At 56.9% G+C, this 25,588-nt stretch carries 17 protein-coding genes and 1 tRNA gene; 14 read left to right on the top strand and 4 right to left on the bottom strand.

The genetic code is table 11. The features are described 5' to 3' along the window. Positions 1 to 13: 13 nt before the first annotated feature. Positions 14 to 1,303 (top strand): NAD(P)/FAD-dependent oxidoreductase, encoded by a 1,290-nt coding sequence (locus AC522E_RS15805; RefSeq protein ID WP_500747215.1) that lies wholly within the window; start codon positions 14 to 16, stop codon positions 1,301 to 1,303. Between the two features lie 64 nt (positions 1,304 to 1,367). Here AC522E_RS15805 and AC522E_RS15800 read toward each other — a convergent pair whose 3' ends face one another. Beyond that, on the bottom strand, positions 1,368 to 1,637 hold the full coding sequence (locus AC522E_RS15800; protein ID WP_500747214.1) for a hypothetical protein: 270 nt from the start codon (positions 1,635 to 1,637) through the stop codon (positions 1,368 to 1,370). Positions 1,638 to 1,841: 204 nt separating this feature from the next. Continuing rightward, complete coding sequence (locus AC522E_RS15795; RefSeq protein ID WP_500747213.1) at positions 1,842 to 2,144, bottom strand: hypothetical protein; 303 nt, start codon at positions 2,142 to 2,144, stop codon at positions 1,842 to 1,844. A 932-nt stretch (positions 2,145 to 3,076) separates the two neighbouring features. Here AC522E_RS15795 and AC522E_RS15790 point away from each other — a divergent pair. From AC522E_RS15790 to AC522E_RS15730, 13 genes are all read left to right on the top strand, one after another. Then, entirely contained in the window at positions 3,077 to 3,274 is a 198-nt protein-coding gene (locus AC522E_RS15790) for a hypothetical protein (protein ID WP_500747212.1), read from the top strand. A gap of 89 nt (positions 3,275 to 3,363) precedes the next feature. Beyond that, positions 3,364 to 3,624, top strand: coding sequence for a hypothetical protein (locus AC522E_RS15785; protein WP_500747211.1), 261 nt, complete (start codon positions 3,364 to 3,366; stop codon positions 3,622 to 3,624). A 599-nt stretch (positions 3,625 to 4,223) separates the two neighbouring features. Beyond that, complete coding sequence (locus tag AC522E_RS15780) at positions 4,224 to 4,709, top strand: invasion associated locus B family protein (RefSeq protein ID WP_500747210.1); 486 nt, start codon at positions 4,224 to 4,226, stop codon at positions 4,707 to 4,709. Further along, entirely contained in the window at positions 4,706 to 6,664 is a 1,959-nt protein-coding gene (locus tag AC522E_RS15775) for a filamentous hemagglutinin N-terminal domain-containing protein (protein ID WP_500747209.1), read from the top strand. Before AC522E_RS15780 ends, AC522E_RS15775 begins: the two co-directional genes overlap by 4 nt. 161 nt (positions 6,665 to 6,825) lie before the next feature. After that, a complete protein-coding gene (locus tag AC522E_RS15770; protein ID WP_500747208.1) occupies positions 6,826 to 8,535 on the top strand; it encodes a ShlB/FhaC/HecB family hemolysin secretion/activation protein in 1,710 nt (569 codons plus the stop codon). A gap of 15 nt (positions 8,536 to 8,550) precedes the next feature. Next, positions 8,551 to 9,363 (top strand): tetratricopeptide repeat protein, encoded by an 813-nt coding sequence (locus tag AC522E_RS15765; protein ID WP_500747207.1) that lies wholly within the window; start codon positions 8,551 to 8,553, stop codon positions 9,361 to 9,363. A gap of 74 nt (positions 9,364 to 9,437) precedes the next feature. Beyond that, positions 9,438 to 18,386, top strand: a complete 8,949-nt coding sequence (locus AC522E_RS15760; protein ID WP_500747206.1) for a hemagglutinin repeat-containing protein — start codon at positions 9,438 to 9,440, stop codon at positions 18,384 to 18,386. 1 nt (position 18,387) lies between these two features. Then, positions 18,388 to 18,870 (top strand): contact-dependent growth inhibition system immunity protein, encoded by a 483-nt coding sequence (locus tag AC522E_RS15755; protein WP_500747205.1) that lies wholly within the window; start codon positions 18,388 to 18,390, stop codon positions 18,868 to 18,870. 40 nt (positions 18,871 to 18,910) lie between these two features. Then, a complete protein-coding gene (locus AC522E_RS15750; RefSeq protein WP_500747204.1) occupies positions 18,911 to 19,771 on the top strand; it encodes a hypothetical protein in 861 nt (286 codons plus the stop codon). 47 nt (positions 19,772 to 19,818) lie between these two features. Beyond that, on the top strand, positions 19,819 to 20,559 hold the full coding sequence (locus AC522E_RS15745) for a hemagglutinin repeat-containing protein (RefSeq protein ID WP_500750720.1): 741 nt from the start codon (positions 19,819 to 19,821) through the stop codon (positions 20,557 to 20,559). Then, positions 20,559 to 21,356 (top strand): hypothetical protein, encoded by a 798-nt coding sequence (locus tag AC522E_RS15740; protein ID WP_500747203.1) that lies wholly within the window; start codon positions 20,559 to 20,561, stop codon positions 21,354 to 21,356. The genes AC522E_RS15745 and AC522E_RS15740 overlap by 1 nt, the downstream gene beginning before the upstream one ends. A 186-nt stretch (positions 21,357 to 21,542) precedes the next feature. Next, positions 21,543 to 21,755, top strand: coding sequence for a hypothetical protein (locus AC522E_RS15735; protein ID WP_500747202.1), 213 nt, complete (start codon positions 21,543 to 21,545; stop codon positions 21,753 to 21,755). Continuing rightward, complete coding sequence (locus AC522E_RS15730) at positions 21,713 to 22,195, top strand: contact-dependent growth inhibition system immunity protein (protein ID WP_500747201.1); 483 nt, start codon at positions 21,713 to 21,715, stop codon at positions 22,193 to 22,195. Before AC522E_RS15735 ends, AC522E_RS15730 begins: the two co-directional genes overlap by 43 nt. A 1,651-nt stretch (positions 22,196 to 23,846) precedes the next feature. Here AC522E_RS15730 and AC522E_RS15725 read toward each other — a convergent pair. Then, a tRNA-Thr gene (locus AC522E_RS15725) sits at positions 23,847 to 23,921 on the bottom strand. A 63-nt stretch (positions 23,922 to 23,984) separates the two neighbouring features. Continuing rightward, positions 23,985 to 25,211 carry a 5-aminolevulinate synthase gene (gene hemA, locus AC522E_RS15720; protein ID WP_500750718.1) on the bottom strand — a complete coding sequence of 409 codons (1,227 nt, stop codon included), beginning with the start codon at positions 25,209 to 25,211 and terminating at the stop codon, positions 23,985 to 23,987. Between the last annotated feature and the right edge of the window lie 377 nt (positions 25,212 to 25,588).

Genomic DNA, 25,588 nt, shown 5'->3' with positions numbered 1-25,588 from the left:
TTACAAGCAAACCATGACCCCATCCCATATCGACAGCTATTACAGCCGTACCCTCTCCACGCCTGAATCGTATCCGACCGCCCAAGGCAATATCAGCGTAGATGTCTGCGTCATCGGTGCGGGGCTTTCCGGACTGACGGCAGCACTGCATCTCGCGCGCACAGGCCGCTCGGTTGCACTCGTCGAGGCCAAGCGTGTCGCCTGGGGCGCGTCGGGGCGGAATGGCGGATTCGTCTCCGCCGGCTATGCGACGGGCCTGGCTGCCATCGAGCGACGCGTCGGAGCTCATCAGGCGCGAGAGCTTTACCGCCTCTCCATGGAGGGGGTCGAGATTGTCCGCAGGAACATCGTCGATCTCGGTCTGTCGGATGCGCAGCCGGTGCCCGGCATCGTAAAAGCGCTTCGCTACGATTCACGCGGCGCCCTGCGTGCCATGCGCGACAGTCAGGAACGCAAGTTCGGATTGAACCTCCGCTACCTGCCGCGAGACGAGATGGCCATGATGTTCGCGTCTCCCAAGTACAGGGAGGGCGTGCTCGACGAGGATGCATTCCATTTCCACCCCCTGAACTACGGCCGCGGACTCGCCCGCGAAATCGTCAGGCTCGGCGGGCAGGTCTTCGAAGGCTCACCTGTCGTGTCGGTGGCGCTGGAAGGAGTGCGCAAGCGGATCTCCACCGAGAGCGCCAGGATCGATGCGGATCAGGTCCTCTTCTCGACCGGCGGCTATACCGGCGCCGTTCTGCCGGTCCTTCGCAAGGCGTTCCTGCCGATTGCGACCTATGTGCTCCTCACGGAGAGTTCCCCCGACCTCGTGCGAAGCGCCATTCGGACATCGGCTGCAATCCTGGATGATCGCCGGGCCAGCGATTATTACCGCGCGGTCGAGAACGGGCATCGCATCCTGTGGGGCGGTCGCATCACGACACGCGTCACGGACCCTCGCGACATCGCCGCCGTTCTGCGGCGCGAGATGGTCGGCACCTATCCCCAGCTTTCTCCCTTGAAGGTCGATGTCGCGTGGTCAGGCCTCATGTCCTATGCACGTCATCTCATGCCGCAGATCGGCCGGCTGCAGCCCGGCGTGTGGTACTGCACCGCGTTTGGCGGACATGGCATGAACACCACGGCGATCGGCGGAACGGTGATTGCCGAGGGCATGAGCGGCGAGAGCGACCGCTATAAGCTCTTCTCACCTTTCGGCCTGTCGTGGAATGGCGGCGTGTTCGGAAAGGTCGCGGCGCAACTGACCTATTGGGGCTATCAGGCTGCCGATGCCGTTCGGGAATATCGCGCGTCATAAGACTTGGCGCGCATTCCGTCTGCCGCGAGCGGTGGGCCTGGCGTAAGCTTGAACAGCCCTTCGCTCACCCGCCGACGACACCTTCGATCGTGCCGAAGTTCTGGTTCTCGCAGGTGCAGGAACGGCCTTGCGCAGTCGGCTGCGCGATCCAGCACACACCCCTGGGCGTGACACAATTCGCGCCCTGTTGCAGCCCGGTTCGGGATTGTTGGTAGGCGCGCAGACGATGCTCGCGGAAATAGGTCCGATCGCGGCTGTGAAAGTGCTGCTGCCACTGGGTCCGGTCAGGTGCGGCGTTCCGCTCGGTCGCGGATGCCGAGGCCAGGGGAACCATGGCAGATCCGATCAGAAAAGCACAACCCAAAGCAATAACGTGTCGCATGGCCCATCCCCCGTTCGCCGATGAGCGGGTCTAACGGCTCAGCCCTCCGCATCGTTCCAGCGCCGAAGTCGCTCCGGCGGGGGCATGGAAAGGCCCGATCGCCGAAGCAAATCCGGCGCGGCAGCGCAGGCGCATGAAGCTCTTGGGGATTTTCCGCTATTTCAGGACGTCGAAAAGCTGGCCCGAGAACCAGTAGATCAGAATCAGGACGATCAGCCCGACGAGCCAGACCAGGCGGATCGATTTCGAGCCCGCTTGCGGTACGGATATCTCAGGCCGCTCCAGGACAGGCCTCGGAGCGGCCGGAAGCCTCTCCAGCAGCTCGACGGCGGCAGCGGCGAGGATATCCCGTGAGCCGATGAGGCGGATATGGATCGGAATCCCGCCCCGGAACGTCACCTCGGCAGGCTGGATGTCGGCATTGGAGCTGACCCACCAATATTCAACGCGATCGTCCACGCCGCACTTCCCAGTTTCCGCATCGAACTGAACCGCCACGCAATGGGTTGGCGCGTTCGAAGATCTCCAACTGTAAAGCAAAAAAGGAAATGATGCTTCTGGCAATTACGACGTTGATCGCGACCGCTTATCGGTTGGCCCCGAATATATTCTCGACGATATCTGAGCAGGCGGCTCCGAGATTTGCGAGAAGATCGTCGGTAATGAGATCGACAGGGTGCGCCATTCGCCCGCTTCCATGACTATGCCCAATTCTGCGAGGGTTACGACTGCCCGCTCGATCCTCATGGCCGATACTCAACCAATCTTCGCGTTGAACTCGCGCCTGGGCGAGCCATCAAGTTCATTCGGATGAATTCGTCCTTGTTTTATGTACCGGGGACGACAAAGAGCTCGAGCTAATCCTTGGCGCAAGACAGTTCACCATTCCTCCTGCGGATGGCGAAGAGGCCATTGTGCTAATCCATCATCCGCTCTACTGGATGAAGGATAGCAACGAGGTTTCCGGTATTTCAAGGGCCGCGCCCGTGTGGTGATATGTGGTCATGAGCACGACCCCAAAGCACAGGTTACCGAAGTAGAGGCCGGCAGACGTTCTCATGCTCGCAGCTGGCGTCACAGTAACATTCAAATCTGAGGAGTCTTCACCCATTGCTACGATATCATCGCGTTCGAGCGGGAATCGGCTTCCGATGCGCTTGCGATGGTTGTTCATACGCGGGCGCGGAATCCGGAGCAAACGCGGTTCGAGGCTGACGATAAGCGGCTGGGTGCAGCCAGCCCACGGTGCGTTCTTGGCGGCTCAAACTTTCGGAAGGCTGAGCTCCCGGTCGAGGCTGGCGGGGCGTTAGCCCAATCGCCAGCCATAGAGGAGACGTCGGGGCCCCTCACTCGATTTTGTGCAAGCGCTCCACACTGAGGGAGTTGGACAGGTGTCCCTTGAGAACGAGGGATATCGCTATCTTCTTCTTCGCTTCTTCCGCGATCTTACGGAAGGTGAACGTCTCAAGATATTGTTGGACTTGGCAGCGATCAGACCTGATGGCGTTCAAAGAATGACACAAGCGATAGAGCGCATGCTTTTCGATTGGTTGATGGATCAAGGGAAGATCAACGACGTTGGCGGCTGATCGATCAGATGCTGTCCAGCCATAATGTGGGTAACGCCTGAACGACGTAGCGACACTTATGCGAATTGCGGGCCTAACCCTGAGCAACGATGATGTTGACGCTAGCTAAGGTAGCCGCGAACCTACTGAGATTCGCTTGGGGCAAGGGACGCAACGTCAGGGCAATAGTCCTGAAGGCTCAGGATGTGGCTAATGCTCTGATCGCCGACAAGCCTTCTAGTGTGCTAGGCGAGGAAGTCCAAACAGCCACGCAGAAGAAGACTTCCGCGTTCCTCTACGAAGATCTCCCACTGGAAGTTGTCATCGTCGCCGGCGTAGGCGCTGCATCTGATAAATGGCACCAGACCTGATCTTAGCGGGCGGATGACTGCCGATGTTTTGGGCGGCCGCGCTTTGGTTGGCGCTGTCTTTACAGAGCCTCGCTGGATGAGCCTAAGCGCGAGACCCTTAGGACGCGGGTGCTGGATACTGTCCGAGAACTCTGCATTGCCGGCGCTGAAGTCGCGCGCGCCCGCTGCATCAGCTTCACGGCAGCCAACGGGCTAACCTCATAACGCGCGGCAGCCTGACGGATCGAGCTGCCCTTCTCGACAGCCCTGGCAATCCGCTGGCGAAGATCTTGAGAGAGTGGTGTAGTCATGGTGCGCCTTGTTGCTCACGCCCCCCACCATTGAATCGGACGGGTCGATTCCGTTCAAGCCAAATTCGCTCTAGCTGCAGCAACCGAAATCGCTTCGGGAGGCTCAGGGATTGACGCTCTGGTTGCAGGCGTATAATCCTAATCTATATGATATGTTATAAAATTAATAAACAACTGGGGTCTCTGCACGTAAAGCCCACAGCTGGTAACCGCCTCTGCAAGGAGCTGGCTCCTTGGGGCGAGACGCTGCGTGGGTTGTTTTCCGCAACGGCAGGCCATCGAAGGGCGGGGTGGGCTCTTAGGCTCTCAATGCATTTCGTCGTCTATTTCGGTTATTTCAATAGTTTTGCTGCCAGTGCGTCTGAGCCTCAACGGCTCGGTGATTGGGAAATCAGCTGCGCGCAGTTGTCCGCCTCGACCGTGCCTTCCTGCAAGGCGACTCAGCGTCTGGTTGTCAAGGAAACGGATGCAACGGTCTTTCTCATGACGCTTATGCCAGGAGATGGTCCGAAGGCACCGCCTATCGCAATCGTGTCGGTGCCGCTCGGAGGCTATCTGGTTCCAGGCATTGAAGTCAGCATCGGCGAAGGCAAACCCTACAAACTGCTGATCGAGGCCTGCACAACTGCCGGCTGCCATGCCGGCTTTGCGATCTCCGGCCGGATCGGGACGGAATTGCATAAAGGAAAGCAGGCGCAGTTCCGCATCTGGATGGCCAAGAATGCTCCCGTTGACGTCAACGTCTCACTGAATGGCTTTGCCGAGGCGGTTGCACGTCTGGAAGGTCGCTCATGAAAGCCTGTACGACCTTCATGCCTCTGACGCTGGTCCTTTGGACGTTCCCGGCCTTAGCTCAGGTCGTGCCTGATAAAACGACCGCAACGGCTGTCATGACCTCATCATCCGGGCGAGCCACGGTCGCCATTGCGCCTGCCAATGCCAGCGGCATCAGCCATAACACCTATACTGAGTTCTCGGTCAGGCCAGCCGGTGTTGGCCTGAACAATCGCGGCGTGAACGCGACGACCATCATCAATGAAGTCACCTCGACCCGGCGCAGCCTTCTTCATGGGCCGATGGAAGTGCTCGGCTCGCGTGCCCATGTCGTCATCGCCAATCCAAATGGTATCACGATTGACGGCGGACGCTTCATCAATACCGGCGGTGTCGCGCTTTCCGGTGGCCGGCCGCGGTTTGAAACGAGCGCCAACGGTCTTCTCAGCACAGTGCTGCCTACTGGGGCGGGTACCATTCTTGTGACCGGCTCGGGCTTGTCAGGGGCGATGACGACGCTGCAACTCATTGCCGGACGCATCAGGATCAACGGGAAGGTCGCCAACACCCATATCAGTCCGAATGCCGATATCGCCCTGGTGGCCGGACATTCCGAGGTGACTCTCGATTCGAGCGTCTCTCCTCTCGTGACCTTGCAGCCCCTTGCAACTCGCCGCGACTTGGATAGTTACGCACGAGACACTTTGGTCGATATTACTCCGAAGGGAGCCCTCTCGGCGAGCCGCATCTCGGTTGCAGTAAATTCCAGAGGGGTCGGCGTCAGTTATGCCGGCAGCGGGCAGGCCACGATCGGCGATTTTCATATCGATGCTAGCGGCAAGGTGACAACCAAAGGAGCTGCCATCAAAGCCGAAAAGAGCATTCGGATCGGCGCGGCGGACATCGAGATCCTCAATCGCCACGACCGTCAAAGTACGCTCAGCTCCATCACAAGGGCCGTGACCCTTCTCGCGAATGGCGGTGGCATCACCCTTCACGGTGCCATTACCGGAGTCGAGCGAGACGAAGATGATGGCGCTTCCCTGGGCGGCGTGACCCTGAAGGCCAAGAAGCGGATCGAACTCCTGAGCGAGAATGCAAATCGCCTTGCCATTGCCTTCTCTTCGAAAGACGATCTCTATGTCCAATCGGGAAGAGATCTCGTCAACAATACCAGCAGGCTTCTTTCGAATGCGACGACTATCATCCGGGCAAAGGGTATTCTGTCCAATACGACGGACAGAGGCCAGCCGGTAGCGGCGCTGAGGTATGCAAAAAGACTTCACTCCGGCTTTCTGGGACGCTTGTTCAGTCTGAAGAGCAAGATTGCCGTCCAATCCTTCCAGGCAGGATCGACCCGTATCCCCGGCCAGCTTGGATACATTGCTGGGGAAGCCGTCGATATCCAGGCTCAGCGCGTGGAAAATGCCGGTGAGGTCGACGCCCTTGACGGTTCGCTCATTATCGAAGCCGAAAACATCGCCAATACGGGCTTCTATTCCGGCAGCCTCAACCTCACCAAAAATTGTGGCATCGTCTGCTGGAGCCGAGGAACGAGCGAAATCACGGTCCTTGGCGGCAAGATCAACGCCGCCGGAAGCCTGGACATCAGGGCCGAGGGCAGAGTTGAGAATACCGGCGAGATCGTCGCTTACGGCAACCTCTCCGTCACGGCAAAGACCGTGATGGGGCGGGCGCTGTTCGCACCGGCATTCGCAAACCGCCCTGGTGGCTTCTATAATCTGTTCACCCGTAGTATGGCGCTTGCCTCGCTCTCACCTATTGGAGGCAGCTTTCTGGCTCCGTCAGGCAAGGTCATTATCGACAGCGAAAATCCCTTGCTCCTGTCCGGCGGGACGGCAAGTGGTCAGGTGGCGACTGAAGTCCCTGCAGGGATCATTCAAATCCAGGCAGACCAGCCACGATTTCCAGGTGGACTTCACCATATAGGGCTGCTCCAGTCGTGGCTGAAGTGATGTCCCAACAGTGGCCACGTCCATGGACGCCTCATCCGGCCCTCCTCAGTCTGTGCATGCTGCTGGCTGTTCTTCTCCCATGCTCCGGAATAACACGAGAATTGCCGGCGACACGGGCTCCTAGACCTGACGTCAGTGCGCCACAGCCAGATCCGGCGGGAATGACACTTGCGCTCAATACGCGTCCTCGCGTTGAACGACGAACCAATGCTGCGGGTTGCACCCCTGTTAAACGACTTGAAGTGCGCGGCATCGTCCTGATCAACCCTTCACCTCTCAAAGCAAAACTCATACCGCTGGCAGTCAGTTGCATTGACAACGAGGAGGTTAAGGCCATCTTGAGTGCAATTAACGAAGCTTATGGTGATCAGGGCTTCGTGACCACCCAAGGCTACCTTCCGGAGCAGGATCTTCGGGCTTCGAAGGTCTTGGTCGTCAATGTCATCGCCGGACACGTTGCTAAAATCATCTATCGAGAGAATCGTGCGGACGAAGCCTTGCCGATGCGTGAGCGATGGAGCAAGGCTTGGAGCAGGCTTCGGGACGTACAAGGGCCCTGGAGCACCCTGACAGCTATTTCGCAGCTTGTTGAGCGGATTGATGATCCTCTGGATAGTTTCCAGATTCTCCCACGCAATATGGAACCCGATCCAAAGGTCTGGACAAGCTTCATCACTGCATCAGGCGATGTCGTTCAGATCGACACGATCCAACAGGGAATCGATCAGATCAATCGGGTTACTTCGAGCCGATCGCAGATCAAACTTGAACCGGGAGAGCAAGCAGCCACCTCAAATGTGGTGGTTGAAAACAATCAGGACGATTCCTTCCGCGTGAATGCGGGTTATGAACTTAACGGAGCCGATATCAATGGTTCCGGCAAGACCATCCCAAACCGGTTCAAAGTTGACCTTGTCAAAGACAACCTCATTGGCGTGAACGATGCGTGGCGCATCTCCTATGCAGGGGGCCTCGATTCGAATGAGGTCCGTGGTGCAGTTTCCCTGCCATTCCGCCGTGCAACATTCTCTTTAGATGCAGGATACTCGGAGTCTCTGACGGAAGTAACCCCAGGTGTTGAGATGTTCTCGCGGGACGGGACGGCTTCAGCGAGCCTTGGTTACATGCTCTACCGGGCCCGCGATCATCAGATCAACCTGGACGGCTCACTTTACTGGCGTAACAACGAGCGCTTTATCAACGGTGTGTCCCTGACGCCGCAGACCGTGACTCACGCACGGATCGGAGTTGCGGAAATGCGAACTTTTGAGACAGTTCAACTGACCTACGGATTGGGAGCCGACCATGGATTTCCGATTTTGGGTGCAGCAACTGATCCCGCCGACATTGAGCGCTCGGCCCCACGCGCGAATTTTTTAAAGTTCGACGGGCAAGTCTCCCTGGTGAGAACGATCGCCAATATCGGAGTTCTGCGCATCGACGTCAACGCGCAATGGTCAAAGTATCCTCTCTACTCGGACGATCAGATTGTCCTTGGATCGGTCTCTACCGTGCGCGGGTTCACCAACAGTGCCGTGCGAGCCGATCGTGGATTCATCGTAAGAAGCGAGTTTGCTCCGGCCCTGCCAGTTGATGAGATCCTCGGCAGCGATAAAGAGGATTGGATATTCCTAGCTGATGTAGTGCAGGCGCTGCAGCCTTATCTGTTCGCTGATTATGGCGCCGGACGTGACATTGCCAATCACAAGAATCTCGAACGCGCCGGTATGGGAATTGGTCTCCGCTATCGTCACGGTCGCGTCAATTTGGATGTCAGTGTCGGCGAGCCCGTCTATCGCATCGGCGGTACCAAGCCGAAGAGCTGGCGGTCTCCCGAGGCGTACCTCACCCTTTCCGTCAAGCTTTTATGAATGAGGATGCTTGGTATGACTTTGCGACTTGTTGTGAGCACGGCCTTTCTGACTGCCATGGCGACGGTATCCGTCGCGCAGACGAGGCCGCCAACTCCGAAATCTGCTGCGGAAAAGCCGGCTACGCAGGCTGCTCAGCTCGCGCCGGCGACAGCGCCCGTCCCGCCAAGTGGTGATTCTCTTAAGGACGGCCTCGCCAGTCTGGATGCCAAGAACTATGAGGCAGCCCTGAAGTCCTTCAATGATGCCTATAGCGCCGGAAAGGCCGATGGGGCTTTCTATCTCGCGCGCATGCTGGAACTGGGCGTCGGTTTGCAGGCCGATCCTGAAAAGGCACGTCTGCTATATCTAGCTGCTGCCGATAAGGGCAGCGCCAGGGCTATGAACCGTATCGGTCTCATGGCATTCCGCGGCGAGGGCGTGCTTCAGGATTACAAAGCTGCCCGGGAGATGATCTGCAAAGCAGCCGATATCGGTGATGCCGATTCACAGTTTAACTGCGCCGGATTGTTGGGCCAAGGCCAGGGCGGCGACAAGGACCTCCCAAAGGCGCTCGATCTTTACAGTAGGGCCGCCGAGCAAGGTCACATCGGAGCATTGAATGCTCTGGCCTTCTCCTATCGGGACGGCAATGGTGTCGGTAAGGATCTTGCGAAGGCGCGCAACTACTTCGAGCGGGCCGCACGCCTGAGGCGATCGAGAAGGCTCAGGCGGATGCCCGGGCCTGGAAGGCAACGCCATAAGACAATGAAGCCGAGCCTGAACGAAGCTTCCGTTCAGGCTGTACAAGAAAGGGGCGGGTTCGCCGCCAGTAAGTGGTCCAATTAGGGGATAAGGCGATGGTCAGGGACAGGAGATTCCAGCCCGCACGCGGGTCATCTCTCGCTGCGCTCAGCAGAACCATGCGACAGGGCCTTGGCCAGAAGTTCGGCCTTGGGCTTGCTGCAGTGGCACTCGCCTCCTCGCTCTCGGCGCCGGCGGTAATGGGGCAGGTAATCACCGATCCGCGGGCGACAATTCAGTTTCGTCCTAAGGTCGGTACTTCCGCCAATGGCACCCCTGTCGTCAACATCACGAAGCCGTCGTTCGGCGGCATCTCACACAATCAATTCCAGCGCTACGACATCGACACTCGTGGTCTGATTCTGAACAATTCCAAACTGTCCGGAACCTCGCTCATCGGCGGGAGGGTCGTGGCTAACCCAAATCTTGAGGGCCAGCGTCCGGCGCGTGTCATCCTCAATGAGGTTACGAGCAGTGCGCGCTCTGCCCTGAATGGTCCGACCGAAATCTTCGGGAGCAAAGCCGATGTGATCGTCGCCAATCCGAATGGCGTTGCCTGTAACGGCTGCTCCTTTATCAATAGTAGGCGTGTAACGCTCTCGACCGGCGTTCCAATACCCGATTACCGGCGTGGCACGGTCAAGTTCGATGTCACCCGCGGCACTGTATCTGTCAGCAGAGTAGGCCTTATTGGGATCAATGAGATTCTGGAGAAGGTTGACCTTATCGGCCGTCAGCTGAAGATCAGCGGTCCGATTCAGGCAAAGGACGCAGTCCGCCTTCGTGCCGGCGGCATGACTTATGATCAGCGTGGGGATACGATCACTGCAAAGCCGGCATCCGAGCTTCCGGTGATCACCAGTCCGGCCATCCAATCTACAGCGGAAGGCAAAATTGCGGCTGGAACGATATCTGTTCTGTCACGGGACCTGGATATCGGCATCCGGCTTAACGGTGTTCTTACGGCCAACTCCCATTCTCTGACAATCCGGTCCTTCGGAGATGCCGCTGTTGGACACGTGATAGCGGAGGGCGATATTCAATTGACCACTGACGGTCAGCTGAGATTGACCGGCAATGGTCGGGCCCTCGGGCGGATTGTCGCCTCGGCACGCGGTATCGAGGTGGCGCTCGACAGGGAGCTTCTTGCCAACGACACGATCGTGTTTGAAGCAATTGAATTACTGTCAACCCGTGGTGTGCTGAAAGCCGGGAATGCGATCAGCCTGGTATCGGGTGGGCAGTTGCTGGCGGAAGGTATCGTTGCCTCCAACGGCGAAATCGCTTTCGAAGGAAAATCCTTTGCCTCAAAGGGATTGAAGATCAGCGGTCGCTCTGTATCGGTTGCGGGTCTCAATACCACGACTCTGGAAAACACTGAAATCGTCTCCACGAAGGACAGTATAAAGATTGCAGGGCTCGTCGTCGATTTAGGACAAGGCACGATTTTTCAAGCAAAGGACCGTGTTTTCGTCGATGCGAAGGACTCGCTGACCAACAGGACGCAGCTGAATTATCGGAATCTCGACCTGTCGGTTCGCAATGTCCTCACAAATACAGATAGCGGACAGCTTGTCCTGGACCATGTCCTGCTGGCCGTTCGGGACAAAGTCGACAACGCCGGCCTGATCTACGGGAATCTCGATACGAAGATTGATGTTGCGGCTCTGACCAATGCTCAGTCGGGCATCATCTATGGTCCGGAGATTACGCTGACGATTGGCCGGAATCTGACTAATCTTGGCCAGATCGTATCCGACCGGACCTTCTCTCTGATCGCGGGTGACATCACCAATAACGGCACACTCGAATCTGGCACGAAGTTGACGCTGCGAGGGACGAGCTATCGGTCGTCTTCGACGGAGGCCGCACTTGCTGCCGCGACAGCTGACCTGATCGTCACCGGCGGGTTCGAGAATGCCGGTCAGGTGATCGGAAACGACGGGCTGTCGCTAATTGCCGGCGGGACTATCGCGAACAGTGGAACATTAGTGTCCGATCACGCTTTAAGTCTCACAGCCACTAATTATCAATCGACATCTAATGCGCAAACTGGCGGAAAAAGCGTCATCATCCGTCTGACTGGCGACATGGGAAATCGAGGATTCATCGCCGGGACGGAACTTGTCGACATCGAAGCTCTCAACCTAACAAATGGACCGACGGACGCAAATAGCCAGGCTGGTCAGATCCTGGGTGGGACCTTAAAATTCGCCAAGCTTATCAGCCTGACGAACAATGGCGCTATCGAGGCGTCCGGTTCACTGCATATCACGTCTGGAAAGTTGGCGAATGCTGGAAGTCTCACTGGAGTAACCGAAGCGACTCTGCTTGTTGCGGGCGAGGTCGCCAATAATGGCTCGATCAAATCGGCTGCGAGCACAATGGTGACGGCCGGCTCATATCTCGCTTCAGAGGCAATGGCGCTTATCGCCTCCAAGGATCTGACGATCGATCTCCAAACCGGGTCACTCGATAACGCCGGAACCGTTTACGGCTCGAATTCGCTCACGCTCTCGTCAGGCAACCTGACCAACAGAGGTACAGAATCTGCGATCGGCGGAGCGTCAGCGACGATTACAACGAACGGGAGCCTTTGGAATCAGGGTGAGATTTCCGCCGATGTCAAGATCGGCTTGACGGTTCACGGCAATGCGACCAACTCCGGCTCTATTACGACCGGTACTGGAAACGTGACTATGATGGCGGACGGGTCGGTCTCATCGACCGGTGTTCTGGCAGCCACAGGACAGCTAAGCATCACTGCTGAATCTCTGACAAATGATTCAGTCACGGCGCAGATGGGAGGCGGCACGATAGTCGTCCGTCTGAGTGGAGATTTTGCCAACAAAGGGTTCGTCAATGGTGGAGCGCATCTCGACGCGTCAGCGCGAAACTTTGTCAATGGCTCGCATAGCAGCGAAAAGGCCGGCCTGATCGCTGGAGACGTCATCCTTGTCAAGACCACTGGCGATTTGACCAACCAGGGCATACTTCAGTCGGAAATCGCATTGACCATCCAGGGGCACGGCGGGTTGCTCAACACCGGTGCGATCAGGTCTAACAACGCTCTCTGGCTCGACCTTAGTGCCATCGACAACCGGATGGAAATCGCCGCTGCCTCGTTAAGGCTTACAGGCGCGAACTACTTAGGTGGGTCCGGATCGTCGCTGAACGGCTTTGATGTCACACTCAGCCTTTCTGGCGATTTTACCAATGCTGGCAAGATCGACGTCCGATCACTTTTGACCTTGACGGCAAGAAACGTTACCAATGCGGGAACCGGAATAATCGGCGCCGACCAGATCGATCTGCACGGATCCGGCAACGTGACGAATGCCGGTGGGATCACCGCTCAGTCTATCGGGATACTCGACATAGCCGGAGGACTGACAAATACCGGTGACATAAAATCGGTCGGGGATCTGTCTCTGACAGTTGCCGGCGCTGTGATCAATAGGCAACTCATTCAGGCCAATGATAGTCTTGTCGTCACAAGGGCAAGCTCGATTACGAATCAGGTAGGGGCACGCGTTCAAGGCAAGAACGTCTCCTTGACATCGACCGGCAAGATTTCCAATGCGGGCATCATTGACGGTGCAGAGGGGGTTTTTATCAAGGCCGCCATCTTAAGTAATCGCGGCACCAGCGCATCCAACTATGCTTCTATCTCGAGCAACGTTCTCAGCGTTGACGTGTCGGATGTGTTGAGCCTTGGGGCCAACTCCCTGCTTCAGGGCAAGACGGATGCGATAATCAAAGCCAAAGCGGTAAGCTCGGGGTTCTTCGAGAAGGATGAAATTGCCAATGGGCGCTTCTCCTTTGGGAAAAATCTCGACTTCACCCTCACGCAGGGCGACTGGACCTTCTCTGAAGACTTCAAGGTCAAGGGCAATCTAAGTTTCCGTGTCGCCGGCGACATCGTCAATTACGCTACCATTGCGGCTGGAGGCTCGCTTCTGTTGGAAGCGACTGGTGGGTCAATCACTAACGGGGTCAACAGCGCGACTGCGCCCGGTGGTGGACTGATCTACTCCAACGGAGATATGACGCTTAAAGCAGCTGACGACCTCAACAACTACGCCTCAGTCATTCAATCCGGCGGCAATCTCATCATTGATGTTGGCGGGAAGCTTGCAAACACAAGAACCGAAGTACTTGTCGTGAATGATGGATCAGGGCCTCCACCTCCTCCATATGGCGATAAGTTTACGAGCGTCTTCACACGTCAGGAGGAGACATCTGGATCATCAACGATACAGGCAGACGGATCTGTTTCCATCAATGCTGATCATGTGTTTAACGTTGCCTCTTCGATCATCGCTGGAGCGAACTTCGATATCACTGCCCGCCAAGTCGACCATGTCGCCAGGACCCTCTATCGTCACGAGCAGGTCATCAAAGCGGGAGGCAGCGAAAATGTTGGTCAAGTATTTGCGGAATTTGATCACGCCCTCTCACAAACGCCTGCACTGCTTTATGCTGCCGGATACCTGCATGTTCAGCATTCGGGAGCCTATAGTCATTCAGGGACGATTCAGGCTAACCAGGTCGTCATTATCGGTCCATCGGTTACGATCGGGATTTCCAGTCCGAACCTGCCGACCGCGCCGGGTCATATTCCCGACGCGAACATCGACCTCGCCGGCGCTATCAAGCTCGTCGGCCGGGGTCTCGTGTCGGGAAGCGGTCCGGCATACGTCCCCGACCCCGATGCAAGGATGGGTTCCGTTTCCAGCGACAGGCCGAACGACAGGGAAGTCAAGGTCGGCGGAAGAATTTCGTTCCTCTATGCGACGCCTGTGCCTTCCGGCGCGAAGGACCGCAACCCAAGCTGGATCTTTGCTCAGGTCGGCGCGAATGCTGCCAATCTTACCTTCTTCGCCGACCCGGCGACGGAGCGCCGCCTGATCCAGCAGGCGCTCATCGAGCAGACGGGCCGCGTCCTTCTCGATCCAAAATACCGTAATCCGAAGGAGCAGCAGGAGGCGCTTTACGAAGGCACTGTCGATTTCCTGAAAGCCAATCCGGAGGCCAAGCTGGGGGCAAAACTCACCACGGCTCAGAGGGCGAAGGTGACGAAGCCCATCCTCTGGTACGAGTATCAGGTTGTCGACGGAAAGAAGGTTCTCGTGCCGCAGCTCATCCTGCCGGAGAAGGACCTTGCGAAATACGCATCCGTTGCGGGCGGTGCGATCTTTGCCGAGGACGTCGTGATCAAGGGCGACAAGGTCACCAACACGGGCACCGTCCTGGCGGTGAATTCTCTGGTCATCGACGCGAGGGAGTTCCGCAACGAGCGGAGGGTCGCGTCCGATGGCGGAACCTTTGCTCTTCAGAGCGGCGGCCTGATGAGTGCCAAGACCATGGCGATCACCACGAAGGGCGATCTCATCAACCGCGGCGGATCCCTCGTTGCAGGCGAGACCATGGTTCTGAAGGCCGATGGCAGCATCCGCATCGAGGCGCAGACGATCACCAATTCGGTTTTCGCCGGCAACAAGAAGAACTGGTTGATGACCACGGACGTCACCCATGCGGGCGGCCTAGTGTCGTCGGGCGGCAATCTCGTCATGGCGGCCCAGAAAACCCTCAACATCCTCGGCTCGACCGTGACAGCGGGAGGCGATGCTTTGCTGGTCGGCAAGAGGGGTGTCACCATCGCCTCCGTTCTCGACGAGCACGAAGCTCTCGCTGGCGGTAAGAAGAGCGGCCTGCTGACGCGATCGAGCTACGGCTATTCCGAGCACAGCCTCACCAATGTGAGCTCGGTCGTCTCCGCCGGCGGGAACATGACCGTGCGGACCGAGACCGGGGACATCACGATTGCGGCGAGCCACCTCGTCGCCAAGAAGGACCTTGCTGCTCTTGCGGGCTACGACGCGGATGGGAACGCGATCAAGGGATCGAAAGCCTCGGTGAATGTCCTCTCGAGGCAGGACGTGAAGGACACCGCCTTCATGCAGAAGAAGAGCGGGATCGGCCTCTTCGCGACGGGCGGCGGCGTCGACTTCTATCATGCAAGCAAGACGGCGATGACGACCTCCGAGGCGCACAATGTGGCCTCGTCTCTCACGGCGGGCGGCAACGTCCTCGTGAAGGGGCACAAGGACGTGAATGTCATGGGCTCCGTCATCAACGCCCAGGGCTTAGCAGCCCTGGAAGCGGGCCGCGACGTGAATATCGGCCCCGGTCAGGATGGCAGCGGCTATGCCTTCTCGAAGAAGGAGAAGGGCTTCGGCATCAAGGTCAGCGGTGGGGAAGGCGGCTTCAGCATCAATCAGGGCTATCACGCCTGGAGCCAGTACACGGCCTACGACCGCGTGTCCGTGGCGCCGTCGATCCTTTATGGCGGCAAGGGCGTAAGCGCCAAAGGCGGGCGGGACGTCACGCTGGTGGCGGCAAATGTGGCGTCCAAGGGCCACGTCGATATGGATTCCGGCCGCGATCTCAAGCTGCTTGCCGGGGCCGATCGCGAATCCTCCTATCAATCCTCGAAGCAGGTCTTTGCCGGCATCAGCCTGAAAGTGTCGGAGAACGTTTCCGGCGCAGTCAGGCAGCTGAGCCAGGCGCCGGCGACCTTCACCTCCGGCTATGGCGGCGCGGCCTACAAGGCCATCGGCATGGTCTCGGGCGCCCTGCAGGCGATCGACGGGTTCAACCAACTCACCAGCCCGAGCGTCAGTGCGCGTCTGACGCTGGGAGCCAGCGGCGCGAAATCGACCGGCTGGGCGGAGAGCGTCACGGCGGTGCCGACGACGATCAAGGCCGGCTCGTTGAGCCTGCATGCAGGGCGGGACATCCATCTCGTCGGCACCCAGGCGGACGTCAAGCACGACATCGCCATTAATGCCGGCCGCGACCTCGTGGTAGAGAGCGCGCCATCTTATGCTTCCTCGGCGAGTTCGTTGAGGAGCTGGAATGCGGGGGTGGGGGTCTATGCGGGCATGGGCGTCACCGGCCCGTCGCTGGGGCTGACGGCGGAAGGCGGCTTTGCCCGGCAGAAGGGCGACAGTTGGAGCGTCACGCAGCTCAATGCGCATCTCAACGCTGGCGGCACGGTGTCCGTGACGACCGGCCGCGATGCCACCTTTGCCGGGGCGGTGGTGAAGGCCAAGGACATCGACCTCGATATCGGCCGCAACCTCACGATCGCCTCGCGCCAGGACACCGCGCATAGCTCCTCGTCGGCGGTGAACGGCTCGGCGACGGTGAACGTTGGTCTGCTCGGCCCCTCGTCGGTGTCGCTGGCGGGCGGTGGCGGACAGGGTTTGTCGGACAAGGCCTGGATATCGGAGCAGTCGGGGCTGTTCGCCGCCAACCGGCTCAAGGCCTATGTCGAGAAGCACACCCAGATCGACGGGGCGGTGCTGGCCTCCGGCAAGGGCCAGCTGAGCCTCGACACCGGCACGCTCACCGTCAGCGACATCCAGGATTACGACAAGGGCACCTCGACGAGCGTGCAACTCGGGCTGACGCTCACCGACAAGACGGCCTCGGGCAACACACCAAAGACCGATGCGCAAGGCAACCTGGTCGGCGGCTCGGTGTCGGGATCTTATGCGATGCACGACCGCGCGCAGGAGACGCGCGGCACGGTCGGCGAGGGGACAATCGCCATCCGTGACAAGGCACAGCAGAAGCAGGATGTAGCGGCGATCAACCGTGACGTCAGCAAGGCGCAGGTGATCACCAGGGATGTGAGCGCAGGCACCAAGGTTTATGTGTCCGATACGGCGGTCAAGGAGGTCGCATCGGGATTCGCGGGAATCAGAAATAATTTCGAGGCTCTCCCGGAAACGATAAGGAAAGGGATTGATCAGGCTATTGCCGGCAAGAATCTGCTTGGAAACGATGTGGATCAAATACTTGGTGGCGTGCTGGACAAGATCTTCAATCCCAATATTGCTCGGATCGGCGAAGCTCTTAAAAAACGAGAACTCGATTACAACGATCTTGCCAGAAGCCTTGCCACCTGCGGCCAGAGCGGCATTAACATCCATGATCTGCTGTTCACCCCTGCCTATGCCGGGGATGGATGCCCAGTCACTCTCAGTAACGGCCAGAAGGTCTATCTGACAAAAAGTGAGCAGGAAAGCTGCTGGTATGCTGCTGGCCAAGTGGCACTCGGAATTTTGCGGCGGAGTGCCAACAGTGAGGCTATTGGTGCGGCCGCATCGGGGTTTGCCGCGGGCGCGTTAGAAGCTGCCGGTGGCGATCTGCGTGCGATGGGGAAACTAGGGGCATATGCCGTAGCTCTCACTTATGATGCTAGTGACGCACGGAGACAGGAGGCCGAGCAGTTCTTTGGCAGCATGCGAGATCAAGTTGCGAGCATGCTGTTGCATCCGGTCGATACGCTCAAAGGTGCGGCAACGGAGCTGGTCAATCAGGTTCAAGATCAGTCCATCCGATACGCTCAAGCAGCGGTTCAAGGCGACTACGTCACCATGGGACGTATCGAGGGCGAGCTCACCTATCAGATCGCAGCAATTGTGGCCTCCAGCGGTGCGGCCGAGGCTGTCGGCAAGGGCACGCTTAATGCGATCAGAGCAGCAATGCCGAAAATTGCGGAAGCTGCAAAACTGGGACTTGGTAAGATCGCCTTGCCCGAAACGATCAAGGTCGTGGATGCCAATATCAAATGGAATGGGGGCATTGCTGAGCAGGGACTGCCGTGGGAGGATTATCTTGCAAGGACAATGCCGAAAGGTTCACGCTTGCCGCCGACCTTCAAGACATTTGACTTTTTCGATGAGCAGAGCGGTGTTGCAACCAGCGCTAAGACTCTCGACACCATGACCGCTGCTAAAATCGCGAATCCTGAGCAAATATACTACTCTCTCAAGAAAAATATCGATGATGTACTGGCATATGACAAGGTGCACAGTATAAAAGAATTCGAGGTCAATCCCAACAAAATAACACGGCGCGAGCTTTTTGTTGCTGTCCCACAGGGATCGACGGCAACACAATGGGAACAAATTGAGAAGGCGATCTCATATGCTCAATCCAGAAGCAGCGGCTCTGTTGTGAAGGTGAACGTAAAGATAACCGTGGTGAAATAAGATGGATATTCCGGTTTGGACAAAGAAAGCCAGGGCCCTATTAAATAAAGAATTTCTCTGCATACTAGCTCATTCTGGTTATAGGTCATCTATGGCGGATTATGAGGCAAAGGAGTTCTTTTTCGACCCAAATGCAACTGATGAATCAATCGGAGTTGCAATTAAAGACAGTCTGGCTCAAAGCAGGTTGTTGACAATTGAGGAGGTGCAACAGCGTCGCGAAAGAGTGGTTGAGCTCTATGATGCATGGGTGAAGAAGATCATGGAGATGTATTCCTACAAAACAAAACGTGCAATGTTCAAAGATATGAAGAGGTGTAGTATTTACCTAGTTGAGAGTCAGATCGAAATTTGTCCCACGCGCCACGAAAAGCTTGAGGGGTGGGAAGAACTCGATAATACCAAGAGAGTCGTTGTCCGCGCCGATGATTCTTCATCAGAGATTGGCTCAGCTTTGAGACTTGCGTTTAGCCGATGCATCTAGCGGCGTGGATGTTTATCTATTTGTCGCGTGGAAGTAAGCCGTGATCTGGGGATATGTGGCGAAAAGTGAGATGTGTATCGATCGGCCACAAAGCCCTCTGATGACACAAGTAAGATCAGAGGCGCTGAAGATTTTCTTTGTCTCCGGGGCCTCCTCTGTGACTGAGGAGTATATGCTTGGCGAGAACAAGCTTACGTTGCGGCCATGGAGGCCTGGGGCACTCAGTAAGTTGGATACCCTTGAAATCATTCTTCAGGCGCTGTCGTCGCTTGAAATGGCAGCAATTTTCTTAGAGAATGGAAGAACTATTCCGGCCCATAAAATCTTGGCAAGAACCAAGAAAAAGCAATCGTGGCCTCCTCTCGAAACGGAAACCTTAAAATTTCAATTCGGTGTTGTCCATGGGTGTGGCATCTACTTTGTTGAGATCTGTGAGAAAGTCGGAGGGGCAGCAATTCGCTGGGATAAATGGGTTCAGTCATTCATTGAACTTGAAGGTTTTATTCAAGCATGGGTTTTCGATGTTGATTATGACAATTGGCAGAATGTCAAAGATCCTCTGTTATATCAGCTGGCAAAGCGAGACTATTCGCACCTGCCAATGAAAATGAATAATCTGCCTCCCCCTCTAGACCGAATGGAGATCGATACATCTGGGAACCCAGGTCGCTGGATCCTAAAGCGCGGCTATGTTGAAGCTGTCTGTGCGACCATGTGGTTGAGCGACCTTTTCTGGGAGCGTGTGGGAAGAGATCACAAGCAGCGTTTGTATGCAGCGAGTTGGCTGAATGTTACCGAGCCCACTCCGCATGTTGTCAGAATCCAGGCAGCCGAGAATTCTTTTCATGATGAGAGTACGGCCGACGTTCAGAATAGATTGAGAGAATTATTGTATCTCTAGGGCGCTTGCTGACGGTTTGGAACGTAGCTTTTAGCTAGTACGGTTTTATCTGCGCATTCGGGCTCAAGTCTGTACTGGCGATAGGCCTCCTCTATGACTTTGCCCGTGCGAAGAGCAACAGCTGGAGCGTGACGCAGCTCAATGCGCATCTCAACGCTGGCGGCACGGTGTCCGTGACCACTGGCCGCGATGCAACCTTTGCCGGGGTGGTGGTCAAGACCAAGGACATCGACCTCGACATTGGCCGCAACCTCACGGTGGCCTCGCAGCAGGATACCGCGCATAGCTCTTCGTCGTCCGCGAATGCCGAAGGCAGCGTCAATATCGGCATCATCGGCCCGTCCTCGGTGTCACTGTCTGGCGGCGGCTTGCGCGGTTCGGCGGATAGTGCGTGGGTGACGGAGGAGGCGGGGCTGTTCGCCTCGAACAAGCTTCCCTTCGAGCGCGGAATTGCTATTGAGAAGAGGTTGGCTCAAACTGAATATAGTGAATCCAAGGGGTGGTTCTACGTTGGTGCGGAGAATAACGGGTACTTTCGTCTGCTCGACTTTCAACGTGGAACTATAGTGCTTAGTTTGAAAAGCGCCGACCCAACGTCCCCAACTTGGCTGGCACGCGTACAAACTGCTATCGACGACCTGGGCGTGAGTAGATCAACGGTTAATGATTATCCTGCAACGCTCTTATTTGATTTAAGAGTGCCACCTGGCTCAAAGGTACCAGTGGAATCTTTGGTACAGTACGGGTTAAAAAGAAGCGTAACCGTTATAGTGAAAGAGTATCCGTAATGCACGCAATTACACGAGAGGAGTTAAAGTTTATATTCTCCATGGGGGAAATCGTGGAGTTGGATGAAATTCACATAAATGGTTCAACACTGCGGTTTGAGCGCAGAAAGGAGCCATTTGAGCCTGTTTTTGCGCTACGATTAATAATTTCTATTATGAAAGAATTAAGTATCCCCGAATCTTTCAGTGAGAGCGGAAAGCTAATAACTACCAAAAAACTTCTAAAAAAGGTCGAGAGAAGTGGAAAATGGAGAGATTTGAAAGCGGGTGATCTTTCTTTTGAATGGGCCGTCGTCGGTGCGTGTGAATTTTGCTTTCTGTCGATTCAAGAAGAGGTCGCTGGTGCCGCTGGAGATTGGGATAAATGGGTCGAAGCGTTTCTGCATATAGAAGCCTTTGTACAAGCGTGGGTTTTCGACGTCGATTATGATTACTGGCAGAATGCCAAGGATCCGCTCCAATATCGCGCAGCGGGACGGGATTATTCGCGTCTCCCTATGAGAATGAACGATCTGCCTTCTCCTTTAGACCGGATGAAGATCGATACGTCACGGAATCCAGGTCGCTGGATCCTAAAGCGCGGTTATGTTGAAGCTGTCGGTGCAGTCATGTGGTTGAGCGATCTCTTCTGGGGGCGCGTGGGAAATGATCACAAGCAACGTTTAGCTCAAGCGAACTGGTTGAAAGTTGTCGAGCCTATCTCTCACGTCGTCAAAATTCAGGCCTCAGAGATCTGTTTTCATGACGAGAGCACAGCACATACTCAGGATAAACTGAGGGAATTAATATATCTATAGCAAATGAGCGACCGCTTTGGGGTGACGCTTTTAGCTAGCACGGCTTCACCCGCAATCTCCTGTTCACTCCAGTCTATGCTAGCGGTAAGCCACCCATAGCTTTACGCACTAGAAGGGTGACAACTGAAGCGTCACGCAACTCAACGTGCATCTGAGCACTGGCGGCCCGGTGTCGGGGCATATGTGATGCACGACCGGCAGCAGATCACCCGCGGCACGATCGGCGCGGGCACGATGACGATCCGCGATAAGGCTTACCAGCAGCAGGACGTGGCGGCGACGAACGACGATGCGACGAAGGTACAAATTACGAAGGATTTTAGGCTTCGTCATGAAGCTAACCGAGGTGAAGTAAAATGGATATTCCGGTTTGGACAAAGCACGCTGGCGCTTTATTAAATAAAGTATTCCTCTCTATATCGACCTATTCGGGTTATAGGTCATCTATGGCGGATTATGAGGCAAAGGAGTTCTTTTTCGACCCAAATGCAACTGATGAATCAATCGGAGCCGCAATTAAAGACAGTCTGGCCCAAAGCAGGTTCTTGACGCTTGAGGAGGCACAACACCGTCGCGAAAGAGTGGTTGAGCTCTATGATGTATGGGTGAAGAAGATCATGGAGATGTATTCCTACAAAACAAAACGTGCAATGTTCAAAGATATGAAGAACTGTCACATCTATCTAATCGACAATAGCATCAAGTTCAGCCCCACTCGACACGACAAGCTAGAAGCATGGGAAGGACTCGATGAATCCGAGGACGTTCTTATTCCTGCTAGTGCTTCCTCAACAGAGATTGGTGGGGCTTTGAGGCTTGCCTTCAGTCGCTGCATCTAGCGGTATGGGTGCTTGTCCAATTCATGCGTGAAATTGAGCATTGATCTGAGGCTATATCGCGAGAAGTGAGTTTTGCTATGCCCTGCGGTTGTATCCTTGATACGTATGTCAGTGCTGACATCTAACGCAGTCGTTTACGAGCCCGCCATCCGTGATGGTGGCACAATGGTTGCAGGTAGTGCGACGAAATCACGAACCCGGTCGGCTACCTCTTGCGCTCTAATCCCATGCAGTGTCGTGATCGCGCCCTTTTGCGCTGTGACGGGTTGGAAGAAGAGAGGGCTTTTTCCTCTTCAATTCAGTAAACTCGGCAAAGCTCTGCTCTTTTAAGGTGCTCATGAAGTGAGACGGTTCTCGTCCTGCCGGTTTTCGTATGAGGTCTAGCACTCATATCCCTTCCTCCACGCGTATATCCTTGATCTCAAGGAAGCACAGGCCCCCGACTTGCTACCAAAGCCCTTGAAACCAAGGTCACCGGCAAGCGGGATCTGGACCGGAATTGTCGCCCTGGCGAATACATAGGAAGCCGCCGTGAGAATCGCATTCTACTCTTTCTCCCGGAACGACTATTCACGCATAGAGTTCACGCGGGGTCCGGCCAGGCTCGAGCCGATTGCTGGATTGTCCGGCATTGGGCGGTGCTTGCGTCCTAGTGCCAATTTAAGATTGATGAGTCCGCGACGAGACCGCTTTGAGGGATGGACTTTGGGGCTCACGCTCTCCCCATCATGCCTGTCTATGGTCGATGCGTGAATGTCGTCGCTCGTCAGCGACCCAACGTCCTTGATTTTCGTGAAGGCAGACGCCTTCAACTCGCCCGATATCGCCTAATGGTTCCTCCGGACGTCGTTCCTTGGCTCGCCTTCTCCCACTGCTCGAAGAGGTCCTACACGGTGAACCTATCGAAGAGGTGGGGAGTGGTGTCGCCGGGGCTTAGCTCCCAGGCAAGGAACCAGAAGCCGTGGGGCCGGGGCTATAGTCGCCCATCGCATTGCGTTCGAGTTTTCTGGAGGCGTCATCTGTGGCAGAGGCGGCTACAATGAGCCTGCTTCGGCTGTCGTCATCAATGACAGGGCCCTCTTGGCTTGAGAGCATGTCCGCGAACATCCCGAACCGCTTCTTCATCGGCCATTGCGATACCTCGTCCTTGGTGCCGGTTTTGAAGCGAGACCTACCGAGCTTTCCGCATCGGGCCCCCTCATACAATTCTGCCACCGCCGCCCACGTCTCCGGGGGGGAGCCAGGGTCGTCCTCGATAGCATCTGAGAGAAGATCGTAGGCCCCCTGAAGAGCGCAGTGACCTGTTTCCAAGTAAGCCGAGAGAGCCACTCCGGTCGGTCTCCCGGAACTTCCGCAAGTCTGCATCCGCAACTGCACGGCGTTCCTTCGCCATTTCGCGGTCGTGGTCCGTTAGGGCGATTTGGACCATTTCCCAACCGTGACCTTAGAGGCAATATCGCCGACCGGAAGAAAAACTTGGGTGCCTTGAGCCGCGCAACAAGATCACGCGGGGTTCGCTGCCGAAGCAGCCACATACCTGATTTGGAGACCTCGAACAGCCGGGCCATTTTAAGAGCCATGTGTGGGCGCCCTGTATCAGACTAGGGACGCTCGCAAAAGCTGAAGGCTTTGCACCGCAAGGCAGAAAGAATGGTGCTGCCAGAGAGGATCGAACTCTCGACCTCTCCCTTACCAAGGGAGTGCTCTACCACTGAGCTACGGCAGCATGCGTCGGGCGCGCCGGGTTACTGCCACAGGGCAGCGCCCGGCGCAAGTTTGAAGTTCAATTTTATTCCGCCGCTGCGGCTTTGGGGGCGAGGGGAAGGTTCAGGGCAGTCCAGACCTCGACCAGGGCGCGGGCGAGAGCATCGACGTGAATGTCGGTATGGAAAGGCCCGGGCGTGATGCGCAGGCGCTCCGTGCCGCGAGGAACCGTGGGGTAGTTGATCGGCTGGATATAGATGCCGTGCTGCTCAAGCAGCCGGTCGGAGGCGGCCTTGCAGGCTTCGGCATTGCCCACCATCACCGGGACGATATGGGTCGCCGTCTCGAGAACCGGAAGGCCCGCGCCGGACAGGACGGATTTGGTCCGGGCCACCTGGCGCTGCTGCTTCTGCCGCTCCGTGGAGGAAGCCTTCAAATGACGCACGGAGGCCGTGGCCGCCGCCGCGACGGCCGGCGGGAGGGCCGTCGTGAAGATGAAGCCCGGCGCAAAGCTGCGGACCGCGTCGGTCACGGCCCGCGACGCCGCGATATAGCCGCCCATGACCCCGAAAGCCTTGCCGAGGGTCCCTTCGATCACATCGAGGCGGTGCATGGCGCCGTCCCGCTCGGCAATGCCGCCGCCACGGGGGCCGTACATGCCCACCGCGTGGACCTCGTCGAGATAGGTCATGGCGTTGTAGCGTTCGGCCAGATCGCAGATGGCATGGATCGGAGAGACGTCCCCATCCATGGAATAGACGCTCTCAAAGGCGATGAGCTTGGGCCGGTCGCCGGCGGCCTTCAGAAGTTCCTCCAGATGCTCGAGATCGTTGTGGCGGAAGATCGCCTTCTCGCAGCCGGATTGGCGCACGCCCTCGATCATCGAGTTGTGGTTGAGGGCGTCGGACAGGATCAGGCAGTTCGGAAGCAGCTTCGCGATCGTCGCGATGCCGGTCTGGTTGGAGACATATCCCGAGGTGAAGACGAGAGCCGCCTCCTTGGCGTGGAGATCGGCCAGTTCGGCTTCCAGCCCGACGATAGCGTGGCTGTTTCCGGAAATGTTGCGGGTCCCACCTGCGCCGGTGCCGATGCGCCACGCGGTTTCCACCATGGCGCGGGTCACGTCGCGGTTCTGGCCCATGCCGAGATAGTCATTGGAACACCAGACGGTGATGGCCCTCGGCCCGGCCGGGCTATGCCAGATCGCGTCTGGGTAGCGGCCTGCGAGACGCTCGATATCCGCGAAGACCCGATAGCGGCGCTCCGACTGAAGCCGTTCGAGCGCCGACGTAAAAAACTCTTGGTAATCCATCATCTCACCGGATGCAGCCATGCGATGCCGCCTACCATGGCGGAGCATGAACGAGACGACATTGATCCCCGTCAATGTCGGATTAAGGTCATATTCCTGTTGAGGCTGGGTTGCGAAGCCTTTATTGGGTCCGGCGACGATGGGTCGCGTGAAAGCATGGCCGAAGAGAAACCGCAGGACAGAGCCGACCGTCTCAAAGCGGCTCTGAAAGAGAATTTGAAGCGGCGCAAAGCTCAGGCTCGGGGCCGGAAGGTTGCCAGCGGCTCCGGAACCGATAATGCTGCGCCCACTTTTTCAAACGAGCGCGACAAGCCGTCCGACTAGTCCACATGGGCCGGAAACGGCATAGCTCATCAGATTGCCAGCAAGGGGATCCT

The organism is Microvirga sp. BF8, assembly GCF_059888585.1.
The sequence above is the reverse complement of the archived record's forward strand: the minus strand, read 5'-3'. Positions and strand labels throughout refer to the sequence as shown.